Below are 16,314 nucleotides of genomic sequence, written 5' to 3' on the forward strand. Positions count from 1 at the left end.
GTTGCTGGAGTGCGAGCGCAGCGGGCAGGTATGGATACATACAGCGAAGAACGGCTTTTCCCATTCCTCCATCGGCCCAAGAATCATGGGGTCACCGGCTTGTTTTCCGTACAGCCGGGGTAGATGGTGCAGTAGTCACGACCATCCGGCATTCTGAAGGTGCTGAAGTCCTTGTAGTTTCCGTAGCAGAATGCATATTGATCTTCAAACCCTTTCCCCATACAGCGCTTCCAACCACCGGGCACTTTAACCCAAGTGTCGCCCCACCCCGGCCTCTCTTCGTCAGCCAGCTTGATCCTCAACTTCACCGTCTTGCCGGGCAGTTGATCCAGGGTGTAGGCCACGAAAGGTTTCGCTTTGCGCCGTACGCCCGTCTCATCCATCCTTTTGCAATCGAGGATTTTTACGATACGGCGCAATTTGCCTACCGTGCGGAATAGAAACTGGCACTGCCCGGAGAATTCACTTTCCCCAGCGGCATTAAAAGTACCCTTTTTCACTTCGACCAGCTTTTCGCGCACGGCAATCATTGCTGAGTCTCGCCCGAAATCCCCCCAGTCCTTGCCATACCAACCATATACATAAAAATAGATGTTCTGCAGTACCAAGGGGCAGCCACTGACCGTACGGCGTAACAATATCTTCGAATCCCGTTCATATTTTTCCCGCCCCGAGTTGTAGCCAATCTGGGTATCCTTCCCCCCGGCACCGTGCAGGTTTCACCTTTGGCCGGCACATAAGTTGCCGTGGCTTCGTAAGTAAACTCAGGTGGCAGGTCCGCCGTAACGGTAAAACTGTTGGACTTGTCCAAGGCAGTGCAGCCCTGGGCCAGCGCAAGGCAACTGGCAAGGGTCATGTTTTTAAGGGTGCGGTTCATCTGTAGGCGTCTCCTTGCCAATAACTGCAGTCTTGGACGTTATTCATCCACGAGTTGAAAGTTGCTGGAGCGCGAGCGCAGTGGGCAGGTATGGATACGCTCAGCGAAGAACGGCTTTTCCCACTCCTCCATCGGCCCAGGGGTCATGGGGTCACCGCCTTGTTTTCCGTACAGCCGGGGTAGATGGTGCAGTAGTCACGACCATCCGGCATTCTGAAGGTGCTGAAGTCCTTGTAGTTTCCATAGCAGAACGCGTATTGATCCTCAAACCCTTTCCCCATACAGCGCTTCCACCCACCAGGAACCTTGACCCAGGTATCCTTCATATAGGGGCGCTCTTCGTCAGCCAACTTGATCCTCAACTTCACCGTCTTGCCGGGCAGTTGATCCAGGGTGTAGGCCACGAAAGGTTTCGCTTTGCGCCGTACACCCGTCTCATCCATCCTTTTGCAATCGAGGAGCTTTCTCAGAACACGGGTCTTCCCGGCTGTACGAAACAGCCACTGGCATTGCCCGGCAAACTCGCTTTCCCCGGCCGCATTGAAAGTGCCCTTTTTCACCTCGACCAGCGTGTCTCGTACGACGATCAGGGCCGAGTCACGCCCGAAGTCCCCCCTAGCCTTGCCGTACCAGCCATAGATATAGAAATCGATGCTCTGCAGTACCAGAGGGCAGCCGCTGACCGTGCGACGTAACAATATCTTCGAATCACGTTTGTACTTTTCCCGGCCCGAGTTGTAGCCAATTTTGGTATCCCGCCTACCCGGTACTGTGCAAGTCTCACCTTTGGCCGGGACATAGGCCGCCGTGGCTTCGTAAGTAAACTCAGGTGGCAGGTCCGCCGTAACGGTAAGACTGTTGGACTTGCCCAGGGCAATGCAGCCCTGTATCAACGTAAGGCAACTGGCAAGGGTCATGTTTTTAAGGGTGCGGTTCATACGGGGGCATCTCCTTGCCAGAACCGCACCTCCTGATACACACGCTCGAAATGCGTCGTGGGGGTTTCATCGGGCAGGGGTGACCAGGACCTGGGCAGTGCGTCATCCGATGCGAGCAAGCGTTGAAGCAGTAGAAAGCGGATCTGTTCAGGCGCCCGCCAGCCCCATGTGCGGGCCAGTTCCAACTGCGCCCGAAGCCAGGCGTCGGCATCCCGCTGCCCGGCCAATTCCGCAAACGGCTCCGTCCATTCGGCGATCAGGTAGCGCCAGGCGTTGTCGAACTGAATGCCTGCCGCCGTCTCCGAAGCCGTGGGGACAACGAGCCACGCCGGTTCGGCCGGCACGGGATGGTCGCCAGGGGCGGGGTTGTCGGCATGGAGCCATCGCCCCGCCAGCCAGTAGCACGCGCTGGAGATCGGCCCAAGGAACGCCGGGCGCTGCTCCGGCTGCAGGTGGGCCAGGGCGCGACCCAGCACGCGACTGTCGTGAAAGCGATAAAGCGCCTGGTTCGGCCGCTCGCCCGTTACCAGGCGAGCGCGCCAATGCCGGGACAGCGACTCCAGATCACTGCTCGCGCTGCTGGCCAGCCAGCCCCAATGACGTTCGGGCGACTTGAGCAACGCCTGAATGACCGGATGGTCCAGCGCATCGAGCCGGAACAGGTAGGGACCTATCGCCGCCAGCGAACTGGCGGGCGTACCGCTATACAGATTGCCGTACTGGTGGGGTTCGCGCCCTTCGAGCAAGGCATCGCGCTCGTCGAGCTGGCCATCGGAGTCCAGTAGCAGATACAGGTATCGGCCCAGCTCACCTTGCTTCTGCAGCCATTGTTCGGCCGTGGTCATGCGGCACCTCCAACACTGCACAGTCCATCGCGACAGATTTCGCAGAGCGGGCAGAAGTCCGCGGCACGTTGCCTGGCGGCAGCCACGAGAGGCAGCGAATTGGCGACGACGGTCTGTGGTGCTTCGGCCAGAACCTGGAGCGCCTGCTGCGGAGCGATGCCGGCCATGGGGGCTCCGCCCTGCACGATCGGCACGCTGCTGAAAATCCCCGCGGAGTTGATGACGATATGCTGTCCACCGGCCTTGAGTGTCAGGTTCATGTCGGCATCGACCACCACATTGGTGGCGGTGACGCGAGCCTGTGATCCGGCCTGCACGACCCAGGTGCCGTCCACGGCGATGCTGCCGGCACCGGTGATGGAAAGCAGTTCGTTGCCGCCGATCCGGGTGTTGCGCTCACCCTGGGTGGTATGCAGCTCATCGCCCTTGATCAGGCTGGAACTGTTCATGTTCACCTGCTCAAAGCGGTCTTTTTCGACCAGGCTGCGGCTGTCCCGGCTTATCCGTTCGTGACGGTCATTGCCGATGCTGGTGTGACTGTCGTTGAGGATCAGTTGCTCGATATCACGCTGCGCGCGCAGGAAGATCTTTTCCTGGCCTGCCCGGTCTTCGATCGAAAGTTCGTTGTAGCCGCCGCTGTTCGGCGTACTTCGACTACGTAATACGGTTCTGCTTTTGTTCGCCGGCAGCGCGTAGGGAACAGGTGTGGTCTTGTTCGGCACGACACCGGTAATCAACGGGCGGTCCGGGTTGCCTTCGAGGAAGCTCACCACCACTTCCATGCCAATGCGCGGGATGGTCACCGCGCCGAAACGCTCGCCTGCCCAACTGGAAGCAACCCGCAGCCAGCAACTGCTTTTGTCGCTTCCCAGTTCCCGTCTGTCCCAATGTAGTTCGACCTTCACCCGCCCGTATTCATCACAGAAGATTTCCTCGCCGGCCGGACCGGTGACCCGAGCGGTCTGGCATCCCGGCAAGGGCCTGCGCGTCAGCAGCGGCGGCCGGAAAAACACATCCCATGGAATGGCGGTGAAGGTATTGCGATAACCCTGGGTGAAGCGGTCTTCTGCCTGGCTATCGCCGGGCACGGACTCTTCGAGTGACTGGGGTTGCCGACCAGAGTGCGTGACGCTCAGCAACAACCACAGTTCGTTGCATGTCTTGCGCGGATGTTCGGTCAGCTTGAAGAAGTGACCGCTGCGCAACGTCGGCTGATCGCTCTGGCCTTCGGCCAGCTGGTAATCGACACGATGCCGTTCCAGAGCCTGTCTGGCCAACACCTGCCCACGCTCCAGCGTGGTGATCGGCGAAGGATAACGATAGTCCTCGAGGGCCGGCTCGAACTCCGCGGTGAACTGGCTTTCCAGCAACAGGCTTGGCCGCTTCAGGTCGTAGTCGCGGCGAGTCACCTTGCTGGTGCGGGAACTGAAACGCTGGGAAAACCGATTGACCACCGGATGATCGGCGACCGTCCCAGTATCCTGGCGGTATGGCGTACATCCCAGCAAGGGGAACCAGGCCTGGTCCTCGGTAAACACCAGCAGGTGAGTATCCGCTGAATGCTGGTGGTGCCAAGCGATGCCGTCCTCTGCACACAGCCGTTGGATGAAATCGAAATCACTTTCACCGTACTGAGTGCAGTATTCGCGTTCCGGGCTGGTGTGGACATTGAAGACGTAGACATCAGGCTGGATACCATGGCCTGCCAGCACCTGGGCGATGATCTGCGGTACTGTCAGGTGCTGGAAAATGCGCTGGTTGAAGCTGAACTGCAGGTAGTGCAATACCGGCACCAGGGTCAGGTGATAGCGCGCCAGGCGCCTACCGGCTTCGCCCACGTACACGTCTTCGATATGCCCATGGATCCCTTCGCCGCTCAGGCCGAACTGGAGAAACGCCGGTTGACCGAGCAAACCCTCCAGGTCGAAATCGGGGTTCTCGCTGAGCAGTTCGATGCGGACGGCATAAAGGGTGCTGATGGCTTCGGTGCCATCGAAAGCCAGCACCTTGAAGTCGTTGCGTACGGAGGGGATCGATAGCGCAAAGTGCGCACTATTGGCTGGCGCGAACATTCTTGCTTTTCCTTAAGCCGGACCGCCCAAGTGCAAGCAGCACTTGTAAAAATGCTGCCGCGCGGACATGGAGCGGGGACTCTAGCAAGTCTGCTTTCGAACGTATGCGCAGAAAATTCTGAAGTTGCTTGCCGGTCGGGAGCGACTCTGTTGGGCCCGCTTCCGTTTCACATGGCCAGCCAAGGGACTGCGCAGGCCGTCGCCACAATGCTCTTGCAGCTATCGGACGGCCTTGCCTTTCGGCACTGCTGGCTCCAGGCCGGCGAAACGGCGAGATGAGCGGCCACCGCCTGCCGCCGTCGCAGACCCGATTCCGGCGCCGCCACTACTTCCCTTCCCCATCGCCCAGCGCCGCCCGGTACTTCACCGCCGCGGCGGTGCGCGACGGCACGTCGAGCGCCTTGAGCAGCGACGAGACATGGATCCGCACGGTGTAGTGGGAGATGTCCAAGGCGCGGCCGATCTCCTTGTTGCTCTTGCCCTGGGCCAGCAGGCGGAGGACGTCGAGCTGGCGCTCGGTGAGCCCGTCCAGCAACGCCGACGACTCCAGCGGCAGCAGGCCGGACGGTTCGTAGCGCACCAGCACCTCGCCGGCGCGGATGGCGAGGATCGCCTCGCCGAGTTCCTCGGGGGCAATGCTCTTGCCGAGGAAGCCGTCGACGCCGGCGTCCATCACCTCGGCGATGAGTTGCGGGTCGTCGACCATGGAGACGACGATCAGGGCGGTGCGCGGAAACCGCCGGCGCAGGTCGGCGAGCAGGTCGATGCGGGTCAGGCCGGGAAAGCGCAGGTCGAGGATCAGCGAGTCCGGCTCCTCGCCCTGTTCGGCCAGGTGCACGACCCCGGCGAGATCGCCCGCCTCCTCGAGACTGGCGTCGGGCAGCAGGCGCTGGAGGGTGCGCAGCATGCCCTCGCGAAACAACGGGTGGTCGTCGGCTACGATGATGCGGCCTGTCATTCTGGTGCTCTCCGGAGTCGCACTTTCCGCCGCGCATGCTACCTTAGCCCGCTATCGCCGCGCCCGCCCTTTGTCCGCCCGCGTGACGAAGGGGGCGAAACCGGAAGGCGCCGCGACGGCCCCATGCACAAGGAGGTGCACATGAAGTTCGAGAAGAATACCGAGCTGGACCAGGCCAACCTGCGCCTGATCGTGGCCACCTGCGCGATCGCCTATGTCGTGCTGATCGGCCTGCTGCCCGGGCTGAAAGTCGAGACCTACCTGCCGATCGTCGTCTATTACGGCCTTTTCCTGGTCGCCTCGGTTGTCCTGCGCCAGGCCATCGTGCGCTGGCCGGGCCACTACCCGGCACGGCGGGTCTTCTCCATGCTGCATGACTACGCCGGCACCTCGTTCGGCCTGGTGGTGGGCGGCGAGGCGGCGCTGCCGCTGTACGCGGTGATGGTCTGGATCAACCTCGGCAACGGCATGCGCTACGGCTCGCGTTACCTGGCCATCGCCACCGCGCTGGCGCTGCTGGCGCTGCTGGTCATCTATCGGCTGACCCCGGCCTGGCAGGCGCAGCCGTTCATGCTGCTGATGCTGATGACCACCAGCACGGTGATCCCCTTCTATGCCCATCTCCTGCTGGAGCGCACGCGCAAAGCCACCGAGGAAGCGCTGCAGGCCAACCGGGAGAAGTCGCGACTGCTGGCCCAGGCCAGCCACGACCTGCGCCAGCCGATCCACTCCATCGGCCTGTTCACCGCCTGCCTGCGCGACGCCCGACTGGGCGACGAGGAACGGCGGCTGGTGGACAACATCGATCGTTCGCTGCTCAACGTGTCGCAGCTGTTCCGCTCGATCCTCGACCTCTATACCCTGGACAACGGCCGGATCCAGCCCAAGCAGGAGAACGTGCACCTCGGCGAGCTGCTGCGCGACCTGGTCCGGCGCAACGCCGAGGCGGCGCGCTGGGCCGGCGTGGAGCTGCGCCTGCGGCCCTGTCGGCTCTGGACCCGGACCGATCCCGGGCTGCTCACCACCATGCTGCAGAACCTGCTCTCCAACAGCCTCAAGTACGCCGCCGAGCGGCCGCTGCTGATCGGCGTGCGGCGGCGCGGCGAGGGCCTCGCGGTGACGATCTACGATCAGGGCCGGGGAATCGCCGAGGAGCACCTGCCACGGGTCTTCGAGGAGTTCTACCGGGTCCGCGAGATGCGTGACCGCGACGTCGAAGGCATCGGCCTGGGCCTGGCCATCGTCCGCCGCCTCGGCCAGTTGACCGGCATCGAGGTGGCACTGCGCTCGCAGGTCGGTCGCGGCACCGCGGTGACCCTGCACGGCCTGCCGGCGATTGCCGCGCAGGCCCTGCCACGTCGCGACGATCCGCTGCAGGCCGGCCTGCTCGGCGGCCTGCGGGTGTGCCTGGTGGAGGACGACCACAACGTCCTGCGCGCCACCTCGGCGCTACTGGAACGCTGGGGTTGCACGGTACAGGCGGAAACCTCGGCGCAGGGCTGGCAAACCGATTGCGACATCCTCGTCGTCGACTACGACCTCGGGCCGCACGCCTCCGGTGTCGAGTGCATCGAGCGGGTCCGCCGGCAACGGGGAGAGGCGGTGCCGGCATTGGTCATCAGCGGCCACGACATCGAACGCATCCAGGCCGACGTGGAAGACGCCGGCATCGCCCTGCTCTCCAAGCCGGTGCGCCCCAGCGAGTTGCGCATGACCCTGCGCGCGCTGCGCGAGCGGTCCGCCACCACGGACCAGGCGTCATGAGGAAGAACCGCCGCGCAACGGACGTGCGCGGCACTGCGGCCCCGGACCCCGGGTCTCCGCGCCAGCGATCCGCCGTCCTACGGCGGGCCGTACTTGATGCCACTGCAGCCGTGGGACAGCAGCAGCTCGCCGTCGTCGGCCTCGAACTGGGTGATCCGCTTGTTCTTGTCGACGGTGATGTTGATGATGCAGCGGTTGGGATGGTTGACGGTGTCCCAGTAGTTGGTGTTGACCATCACGTTGCCCTGCATTTCCGAGCTGCTGCCTACCACTTCGTAGCGGGAATAGCTGGTGTCGGTGTACCACTGCATCACCACCTGCGAACCGTCGGCGGTGCGCTGCATGTTCTGCGGCGTACCGAAGAAGGCTATCGCTTCCTCGGCGGAGCGGCCCTTCCACTGGCTGCGGGCGTACACCTCGGGCAGCGTGTCCATCTGGATGCAGCCGCCCAGGGAGAGCGACGCCAGCAATGGCGCGATGAATATCCGGCGCATGGTTCCTTCCTTGTCTCGTGCGTCCAGCACAACCGGGTTTCCGCGAAGCGGGGGATCGAGGGCGGGACTATAGCGCCGCGTTGGCGCACCCCGAATAGCACATAGGTACTAGTCGAGCGCCCGGCCCCGATGCGGAAGAAGTCCGCCACGGCGAACACGCCCATCGCCCGGCAACCGTCGTAGGCCAGTACCTCCTTCATCGTTCCTCCTGGCCCGATCGGACTATGAAAAGGCCCTTTCGAGGATCGTTTACCGTGGTGCGCCAACCTGACATGGACGGGTTCTTGGTTGCCCAGTCGACACCTCGTGGTATCCCATGCAGACCGATCGGACTATCGCAGAGAAGCCAGGAGGCAGCCTTCCATGAAGCCCATGGACAGCCGCGAATACCGGATCGACACACCCCGCGGGCAGCTCTTCGCCAAACGCTGGACGCCCGCCGCGGCCGGCGCCGCAGCGCCGAGCGTACTGCTGCACGAATCGCTGGGCTGCGTGGCGTTGTGGCGGAACGTCCCCGAGCGCCTGGCGGCCGTCAGCGGATATCCGGTGGTGGCCTAAGACCGCCTCGGATTCGGCCGTTCGGCGGCCTACCCCGGCGCCCTGCCACTGAGTGTCATCGGAGACGAGGCGCACCTGGACTTTCCCGCCGTGCTCCGGCAACTGGGCATCGAGCGCTTCATCGCCTTCGGCCACAGCGTCGGCGGCTCAGCGGAGCATGCCGGCGCGCACCGTCAGCGGCCAGCGGACCCGCCGGCGGAGCCACGGGTCGCCCCAGGCCTCGCGCAGTTGCGCGGCGAACGCGACAACCGGGTCCTGGCCCAGGGCCTTGCCCGCTTCCTTCACCGCCGACCAGGTGCCGATGTAGCCGAGCAGGTCGTCCACGCTCCACTCCACCTCGATGGCCAGAGCCGGCAGGCGTCGCTCCTCGAAGGGGAACGGCAGGTTACGATAGCCTTCCTCCACGTGGCGGCGCTCGGCCGGCCAGTAGGGACCGACGACCTGGTGGTAGAAGTGCTGGAGCAACGGCTCCATGGGCCCGTCGACATGCAGCACGCCATAGGTGACCAGGGCCAGGATCGCGTCCGCGCGGGCCACTCGCCGGGCCTCCTGGTAGAAACGCGGCAGGTCCAGCCAGTGGGCGGCCTGGGCGACGGTCACCAGGTCCACGCTGGCCGCCGCCAGGCCACTGTCCTCGGCCAACGCGACGCGGTAGTCGACCCGCGGGTGGGCCTGCGCCTTGTCGATCTGCGCGGCGCTGGCGTCAGTGGCGACCACCCGCTCGAAGCGCTCGGCCAGCAGCACCGAGAGTTGACCGGTGCCGCAGCCGCAATCCAGGGCCAGGCCGCGGCCAGGGCTGAGCGCGGCCAGTTCCTCCACCAGACGCGGCGGGTAGCTCGGCCGGTGTGCCGCGTAGTTCGCCGAGCCGGTGGAGAAATGATCCTTGAAGTGGGTGGTCATGGCTGTCTCCGGAAGTGGCGGTGCCACCATAGGCTAGGCGAATGCCGATGGCGGCGAAATAGGGCTTTGGAAGGGCCGCGGCGGTACCCGTCGCCTAGTCGAACAGCGTCTCTTGCGCGCCCGCCTCGACCCGCGCCAGCAAGCTCCTGATCTGGCTCTCCAGCACCCGGTGCCGCGACAGCGGCGGCAACGCCGCGACCTCGTGATAGCCCGCCGCCAGCGTCTCGTCGGTGCGCTGGCGCAGTTCGCCGCCGACGATCACGCAGAGGAAGAACGCCTTCAGCGCATGCGGCAACTGCGGCGGATGCGGGTGCCGCTGCTTGTCCCAGAGCGCCAGCAACTGCGTCGCGCGCACCCGCAGCCCGGTTTCCTCGTACACTTCGCGGACCACCGCCGTTCCCGGCGACTCATTTGCGCCGCGCCCGCCTACCTCGAACGCCGTGGCGCACCGGGTGCCCCGGCCGACCTCGCGGCGCACGACTGCCTGGGCTTCAGCGGCCTGCACAGCCACCCCGAATGGAAGCTGACCGGCCAGGGCGAGCAGCCGGTGCGGGTGCGCGGCGCGCTGGTCAGCAACGACAACGAGGCCCTGCTCTGCACCGCACGCCTGGGCCTGGGGATCTTCGCCGCCGGCGGATGGCTGATGAGCCGCGACCTCGACGCCGGCCCGCCGTGGCAGCGCCGCCAGGACTGAGCGCGCCGGACTATCCGGATACCTCCCGGCCAACATGCGGATAGCCAATGCTCCGCCCGTCGGTTCCTACTAGGCTGGTTCGCTTCGCTTTCGCGTTTTCCCACACCAACAACAACTCGATGAGGAATCCAGGCATGGGACAGTACGTCAGCATCGCCGCGTCCGACGGCAGCGGCCGGTTCGACGCGTATCTCGCGCTCCCCGCCAGCGGCAAGGGCCCGGGCGTGGTGATCGGTCAGGAAATCTTCGGGGTCAACGCGAACATGCGCGCGATGGCCGACCTGTACGCCGAGGAAGGCTACGTCGCGCTGGTCCCGGACCTGTTCTGGCGTCTGCAGCCGGGCGTCGACCTGGGCTACGACGAAGCGGCCTTCGCCAACGCCATCGACCTGTTCCAGCGCATCGACCTGGACGCTGCGGTGGACGACATCGCCGCCTGCATCGGGCACCTGCGCCAGCGCGAGGAAGTGGCCCACGCCGGGATCGGCTTCGTCGGTTTCTGCATGGGCGGCAAGCTCGCCTACCTCGCCGCGACGCGCACCGACGTTTCCTGCTCGGTGGGCTACTACGGCATGGGTATCGAGGCGCTGCTCGACGAGGCGAAACAGATAAGGGGCCGGCTGGTGCTGCATTTCGCCGAACAGGACGCCTACTGCCCGGCGCAGGCGCGCGACGCCATCCTGCCCTGCCTGCGGTCCCTGCCCAAGACCGAGCTGTACCTCTACCCCGGCGTCGACCACGCCTTCGCCCGGGTCGGCGGCACGCACTTCGACAAGCCGGCCTACCTGATGGCCCATGAGCGCAGCATCGCTGCCCTGAAGCGGGAGATCGGGCCGAACTTCGACCTGTCGGCGCTGTGGGACGAGCACGTGCGCCACGAGTTCGACACCCGCGACGTTGCCGCGACCATGGCGACCATGGTCGCCGAGCCCTACGTCAACCACGTCCCGACCCTCACCGGCGGCGTCGGCCAACGCGAGCTGAGCCGCTTCTACCGCCACCATTTCATCCACGGCAACCCGCCGGACATGACGCTCACGCCGATCTCGCGGACGGTCGGCGCGCTGCAGGTGGTCGACGAGTTCATCATGCGCTTCACCCACAGTTGCGAGATCGACTGGCTGCTGCCCGGCGTACCGCCCACCGGGCGCTTCGTGGAAATCCCGATGCTCGGCGTGGTGCGCTTTCGCGGCGACCGGCTGTACCACGAGCACATCTACTGGGACCAGGCCGGCGTGCTGGTGCAGATCGGCCTGCTCGACCCGCGGGGCCTGCCGGTCGCGGGGGTGGAAAGCGCGCGCAAGCTGCTCGACGAAAGCCTGCCGTCGAACGGCCTGATGGCGCGCTGGGCGAGCAGCGAGGGGCTCGGCCTCTAGGGACGTCGAGACGCGGCTAGCCGCCGAGAAGAGCGGCGGCGGCGATCACATCGTCGTAGGTAGGCAGGTCGTGCATGGTCGGCTCCTCGGACCTTGGCAAAGAAAACGGGCAAGCCGCCAGGCTACCAGCCGAACGCCGCCAGCAGCGCCTGCGCGACGTCATCGGCGGCGATCCGATCGGTCTCGACCACCAGATCGTCCAATGCCGCCTCGCGCAGTATCGCGTCCAGTACGGCGCTGCGCCGCAGGTGCCAGGCGAGCCCTGCGGATCGCTGGCGTGGCGTATCCGCAGGCGCGCGGCGAGGGTTTCCGGCGACGCCTGCAGGCGACAGAGCGACAGCCTGCCCCCGCCGAGCGCGTCGCGGTAGCGCGCGAGGTCGGCGCGACGCTCGAGCACCCCCGCCAGGATCAGGCGTTGCGCTCCGGCCGCGCGATAGTTGGCGGCCAGCGCGGCAAGGTTGCGCAGTTCCAGCGATAGGTTGAAGGGATCGTCCGCCGGCGCCGGCCAGCAGTGCCGGATCGCGTCCAGGTCGAGCAGCGCATGCGCCACGCCGCGCCCGGCCAGGCGCCCGGCCAGGGCCTCGGCGACGGTGGACTTGCCGACGCCAACGGTGCCGTTGAGGAAAAGGCTCTGCATGGGGCGCAGCTCCACGATTCGGGTCTGCCTCACTCGTCCAGGTAGCCATCCCTGATCCCCTTCGAACGGCGATACAGGTACAGGCCGACGCGCAGCACGACGAGCACGCCGAAGAACACCCCGACGGTCACCCAGGTGTTGCCGAAGAACCATTCCAGGCAGACGTAGAGCAACGCCAGCGGAATGCACACGAGGGTCATCAGCAGGTAATGCTTGATCATTGCGGTGGGCACTCCTCTTCTTCGTCCTTCAGCGGGCACTTGACGATCTGCTTGCCCGTCTGCCAGGCGGCCTGGGTGGCCACCGCCTTCTTGATGGTATCGGCATGCGCGGCCTTGCGCGCGGCCAGCTTGGCCGCGCGGTTGGCGGTGTTCGCCGCCTGCCCCGAGAGGGTCCTGATCGCCCTCGCCGACTGGACCACCGTCTTGCCGGTGCTGAGCATGCCCGGCGCCACGGTGCCGATCGCCGCCGAGGCGCCGACATGCTTCCAGTTGATGTCGATGCACTTCCACTTGATGTCGGTGAGATCGCGATCGTTGTCCCAGTTGTCCTTCATCTGTCCCAGCACTTGCTTGCCGGTCTGCATGCCCAGTTCGATACCGGCGCCCAGCGCCGCGCCGATCGCGGCCCGCGCGGCGAAGGCGCCGATCACCACCAGCGGGATGATCAGGCCGGTGGGGTCGTAGGCCACCGACGGCGCGTTCAGCGCATAGGTATAGGGATTGGGCCCGCCGCCCAGGCCGAGCGGATCCTGGCTGGTGTAGCGGCCGGCCTCGGGCAGGTAATAGCGATAGCGGTTGTAGTAGAGGCCGCTTTCCTCGTCGTGGTACTGGCCCTGGAAACGGATCGGCTGCGCGCCGGGCTCGCGGTCCGGCTCGACCGCCCGCCAGTCGTGCGCGACGCCCTGCCAGCGCAGTTGCCCGCGTTCGTCGCTGAGTTGCAGGGGGGTCCCGAGATGATCGGTATGGAAGAATGCGAACCGCGCCTCGCCCAGTGCCGGCACGCATTGCGCCGGCAGCGGCTGGCCTTCCGCGGCGAACGTCCGGCGCAGCTCGAGCAGTTCCGGGGTATCGGGTTCGCGGGCCTGCTCCAGGCGCAGCAGCGGGACGAAACCGCCCGGTTCGTGAACCGTCGTGCGCAGCTGCCGCTCGAAGGCCTCGGCGCACTGGCGGTCGCCGTCCCAGCCGAAACGCACCTGTTGCTCGACGCCGTCGCGCAGCACGCTCTTGGCGATCCGCCGCGACAGTGCGTCGTAGCGATAGTGCGCCTCCACCCGCGTGCCGTCGGCAGCCTCGCGCGTCAGCCGGACCAGGCGCTGCGCGCCGTCGTAGGCCAGGCGCAGGCGCTCGCCGTCGGCACCAACGCGCTCCACCAGGTTGCCCTGAGCATCGAAGTGGTAGCGACTGCCGGCGATCCGCTCCACCCGGTTGCCGAGCCAGCGCTGCGGGGCCTCGCCGGTCTCGCTCTCGCCGCTTGCGGAGCGAGTGAACCCGGAACGGTACAGTTCGTTGTGCTCGAAGGCCTGGCGACCCGCTTCGCGCCGGTTCGCCACCTCGTCGTCCAGGCGGTTGCCGGCGGCGTCGTAGTGGTAGCGGCGGTCCGGCAGGCCGGCTCGCCGGCTGCCGAGCAGGCGGCCGGCAAGGTCGTATTCGTAGCGCACGGCCGGCTGCTGGTTGTCGTCGATGCCCACCAGTTGCCCGAGTCCGTCGTAGCGATAGCCACGTTGCCAATCGGCGCCCCCGGCCAGGCGCAGGCGACTCTCCTGCAGGCGCCCCAGCGCACCGTAGCGGCGCTCCTGGACGAACAGCGCATCGCTCTTCCCACCATGGCGCGCGTCGCGACGCACCTCGCGCTGCAGGGCATCACGCTCGAAGGCCAGCTCGATGGCGCCGACCAGCGCGCCGTGCAGGTGACCGGCGCCGTAGGTCAGCCAGGTCACCGGCGGCGCGTCGCCGTAGCGGCTGGTCTGACGCATGCCCAGCTCGTCGTGGCTGTGCTCGACGCTGTAGACCCAGCCATCGGCATGCAGCTGGCTTTCCAGGCGCAGGTTGCCCACCTCGTCGTACTCGTAGCGGACTTCGCAATCCGGCCCGACGGCACTGGCCAGGCGGCCGTCGGCCAGCCAGCGGTAACGTTCGACCAGCGCCGGCGCAGCATCGCTGGCCGGGATCCGGACGCTCGCCAGGCGACCGTCGCGGTCGTAGGCATAGGCGGTCTCCCGACCGTCGGCGTCCTCGCGGGCAACCAGCTCGTCGGCGGCATTGTAGCGGTAGCGCTGGCGACGCCCGTCGAAGCCGGTCTCCTCGACCAGGCGGTCGAGCGGGTCGTAGCGGAAATGCGCCTGGGCGCCGTTCTCGTTGGTCAGGGTGAGCAGCCTGCCAGCCTCGTCGTGCTGGTAGGACAACTCGCGACCGCTGGCATCGGAGACCCGCGCCAGCAGATCGCCATGCCCCCAGGAAAACAGCGTGGCCCGGCCCTCGGCATCGCTGATCCGGGTCTGCCTTCCGAGAGCGTCGTAGGCGTAGCCGAGGGCGCTGCCATCGGCCAGGGCCAGGCCGATCAACTGGCCCAGCGGATCGTAGCGGCGCCGGGTGACCTGGCCCAGCGGATCGGTCTCGCAGGTCAGGCGTCCTTCGCTGTCGTATTCGTAGCGCCAGGTCTGGCCGGAACAGTCGGTCAGCGCCGCCAGCAGGCCGAGCCGGTTCCACTCCAGGCGTCGTTCACCGCCACGCGGATCGACGATCCGCGTCGGCCGGTCGGGCAGGCGCGCGTCCTCGTAGCGATAGCGGGTGCTGCCGGCCGGGCCGTGCACGGTGACCGGGTTGCCCCGCTCGTCGCGTTCGAAGCGCCAGCGGCGCTGCATCGCGTCCTCCAGTTCGACCAGCAGCCCGGTCTCCTCGTCGAGCGTCTTGCGGTAACGCGCCTTGCCCGGCGTCTCCTCTTCCAGCGTCCGCCCCTGGCCATCGCGCCGGCGCCGGGTCTCCCGGCCCAGCGGGTCACGCAGGGCGACCAGGCGGCCGAACAGGTCGTAGTCGAACTCGGTGCGGCTGCCGTCGGCCCTGACCAGCGCCGTCCAGCGCCGCTGCCCGCCTTCGCCGGCGAACTCGTAGCGTTCGACGCGGCCGAGGCTGTCGCTGACCTCGGTGGCATCGCGCAGGTAGCGGAAGCTGCGGGTCAGGCCGCCCGCCTCGATCTGTTTCAGCACCCGCCCGTGCGGGGCATGGACATCCCACTCGTAGCGAACCTCCAGCCCGCCCGGCTCTCCATGGGCGACCAGCATGTGCGCGTGCCAGGCGAACACCCGCACCACCTGGCCAAGGCGATCGCGCACGGCGATCAGGTCGCCGCTGTCGTTGAACTGGTAGCGCACCAGCCAGTCGAGCCCGGGATCCTGCGGGTCGATATGGTCCGGCGCCGGGCCGTCGTGGCTGGCCAGAATCACGCCGAACAGGCGCAGGCCGTCGTCGCCCTCGCTCGGCGCGCAGGCCTGCTGGTAGACCAGCGCATAGCTGCGTCCGGCGCTGTCGCGCACGCCGGTGAGCAGACCGCGTCCGCTCCAGCGGTACTCGGTACGGTAGCCGGCGCGGCCGAAGCTGGCCTGCAGGCGCCAGATACCGTCGGGATGGCGAAGGAAGTGCAGGTAGCTGTGGCCCGAGAGCACCAGCACCGAGGCTTCCTGCGCCCGGAGTTCGGCCGGCACCGCCGCCCAGCGTCCGCGCCAGGCCTCCACCTCGCCGTCCTCGCGGTTCGAGCCGCCGCGGCGCAGCCAGAGCTCCTCGCTGCCGGAATAGAACTGCGCGCCCGGCGCCAGGGCGGGAAAAGCGATCCGCCGCCCCTGGGCATCGACCAGCACGCAGGCCTCGTCGCCCAGTTCCAGGCGCATGCTTTCGCCCGGCAGCCACCAGCCCTGACCGAGCCGCCCGACCCGCGGATTGCTCGACAGGTAGCCGCGGGCGAAGGTGAAGGTGTCCGGCGCCGCCAGGGCGAAATCGACCTCCTCCGGCAACAACTTGCACCCGAGCATCGGGTTGACCGGCTTGCCCACCAGCGGCACGCAGGCCGACACCCGGTCGGCCAGGCCGACCGCGCTGCTGCCGACGTGCACGGTGGGAGAGCCGGTGGAGATCACGCCTCCCGAGACTTTTTCACCGACATGGGAAACGGGTAGCCCGCTCATCTATCCATCCTTCCTTGGCAAAAC

Annotated in this window: 13 protein-coding genes and 2 pseudogenes; 4 read left to right on the top strand and 11 right to left on the bottom strand. The window is 66.4% G+C overall.

The features are described from left to right. Positions 1–83 precede the first annotated feature (83 nt). The 5 genes and pseudogenes from B7D75_RS17975 to B7D75_RS17995 all read right to left on the bottom strand — a co-directional run bounded on the left by B7D75_RS17975 (position 84) and on the right by B7D75_RS17995 (position 5,690). A pseudogene (locus B7D75_RS17975) lies at positions 84–877 on the bottom strand (hypothetical protein). Between the two features lie 143 nt (positions 878–1,020). Next, positions 1,021–1,815, bottom strand: coding sequence for a hypothetical protein (locus tag B7D75_RS17980; protein WP_107114274.1), 795 nt, complete (start codon positions 1,813–1,815; stop codon positions 1,021–1,023). Next, positions 1,812–2,660, bottom strand: a complete 849-nt coding sequence (locus tag B7D75_RS17985; RefSeq protein ID WP_107114275.1) for a DUF4123 domain-containing protein — start codon at positions 2,658–2,660, stop codon at positions 1,812–1,814. The genes B7D75_RS17980 and B7D75_RS17985 overlap by 4 nt, the downstream gene beginning before the upstream one ends. Continuing rightward, positions 2,657–4,732 carry a type VI secretion system Vgr family protein gene (locus tag B7D75_RS17990; RefSeq protein WP_043102089.1) on the bottom strand — a complete coding sequence of 692 codons (2,076 nt, stop codon included), beginning with the start codon at positions 4,730–4,732 and terminating at the stop codon, positions 2,657–2,659. Before B7D75_RS17990 ends, B7D75_RS17985 begins: the two co-directional genes overlap by 4 nt. A 325-nt stretch (positions 4,733–5,057) precedes the next feature. Further along, positions 5,058–5,690, bottom strand: a complete 633-nt coding sequence (locus tag B7D75_RS17995; RefSeq protein WP_053814198.1) for a response regulator — start codon at positions 5,688–5,690, stop codon at positions 5,058–5,060. A gap of 141 nt (positions 5,691–5,831) precedes the next feature. On the opposite strand from B7D75_RS17995, the gene B7D75_RS18000 reads away from it, so the two are divergent. After that, complete coding sequence (locus B7D75_RS18000; protein ID WP_034079626.1) at positions 5,832–7,454, top strand: hybrid sensor histidine kinase/response regulator; 1,623 nt, start codon at positions 5,832–5,834, stop codon at positions 7,452–7,454. A 77-nt stretch (positions 7,455–7,531) separates the two neighbouring features. Here the strand turns inward: B7D75_RS18000 and B7D75_RS18005 are convergent, their stop codons facing one another. Beyond that, entirely contained in the window at positions 7,532–7,948 is a 417-nt protein-coding gene (locus tag B7D75_RS18005; RefSeq protein ID WP_058129260.1) for a hypothetical protein, read from the bottom strand. 363 nt (positions 7,949–8,311) lie between these two features. Here B7D75_RS18005 and B7D75_RS29600 point away from each other — a divergent pair, with 363 nt between their 5' ends. Continuing rightward, positions 8,312–8,506 carry an alpha/beta hydrolase gene (locus tag B7D75_RS29600; RefSeq protein WP_196622156.1) on the top strand — a complete coding sequence of 65 codons (195 nt, stop codon included), beginning with the start codon at positions 8,312–8,314 and terminating at the stop codon, positions 8,504–8,506. 147 nt (positions 8,507–8,653) lie between these two features. On the opposite strand, the gene B7D75_RS18015 is transcribed toward B7D75_RS29600, so the two are convergent. Together B7D75_RS18015 and B7D75_RS29810 are read right to left on the bottom strand one after the other, a co-directional pair. Continuing rightward, complete coding sequence (locus tag B7D75_RS18015; RefSeq protein ID WP_034079625.1) at positions 8,654–9,406, bottom strand: class I SAM-dependent methyltransferase; 753 nt, start codon at positions 9,404–9,406, stop codon at positions 8,654–8,656. 94 nt (positions 9,407–9,500) lie between these two features. Further along, positions 9,501–9,917, bottom strand: coding sequence for an NUDIX domain-containing protein (locus tag B7D75_RS29810; protein ID WP_234600099.1), 417 nt, complete (start codon positions 9,915–9,917; stop codon positions 9,501–9,503). Here B7D75_RS29810 and B7D75_RS18025 point away from each other — a divergent pair. Together B7D75_RS18025 and B7D75_RS18030 are read left to right on the top strand one after the other, a co-directional pair. Beyond that, positions 9,807–10,097 (top strand): annotated as a pseudogene (locus B7D75_RS18025) (LysR substrate-binding domain-containing protein); the annotation flags it as partial. The gene B7D75_RS29810 and the pseudogene B7D75_RS18025 overlap by 111 nt on opposite strands. A 137-nt stretch (positions 10,098–10,234) precedes the next feature. Then, positions 10,235–11,476 (top strand): dienelactone hydrolase family protein, encoded by a 1,242-nt coding sequence (locus B7D75_RS18030; protein WP_107114277.1) that lies wholly within the window; start codon positions 10,235–10,237, stop codon positions 11,474–11,476. Positions 11,477–11,492: 16 nt separating this feature from the next. On the opposite strand, the gene B7D75_RS18040 is transcribed toward B7D75_RS18030, so the two are convergent. From B7D75_RS18040 to B7D75_RS18050, 3 genes are read right to left on the bottom strand one after another with little or no spacing between them, the layout of a single operon-like run. Beyond that, positions 11,493–12,113, bottom strand: coding sequence for an AAA family ATPase (locus tag B7D75_RS18040; RefSeq protein WP_204101219.1), 621 nt, complete (start codon positions 12,111–12,113; stop codon positions 11,493–11,495). Positions 12,114–12,142: 29 nt separating this feature from the next. Further along, complete coding sequence (locus B7D75_RS18045) at positions 12,143–12,334, bottom strand: hypothetical protein (protein WP_012076471.1); 192 nt, start codon at positions 12,332–12,334, stop codon at positions 12,143–12,145. Next, a complete protein-coding gene (locus B7D75_RS18050) occupies positions 12,331–16,290 on the bottom strand; it encodes an RHS repeat-associated core domain-containing protein (protein ID WP_107114278.1) in 3,960 nt (1,319 codons plus the stop codon). The genes B7D75_RS18045 and B7D75_RS18050 overlap by 4 nt, the downstream gene beginning before the upstream one ends. Positions 16,291–16,314 lie beyond the last annotated feature (24 nt).

It is taken from the genome of Pseudomonas paraeruginosa, from assembly GCF_003025345.2.
Taxonomy (GTDB): Bacteria; Pseudomonadota; Gammaproteobacteria; order Pseudomonadales; family Pseudomonadaceae; genus Pseudomonas; species Pseudomonas paraeruginosa.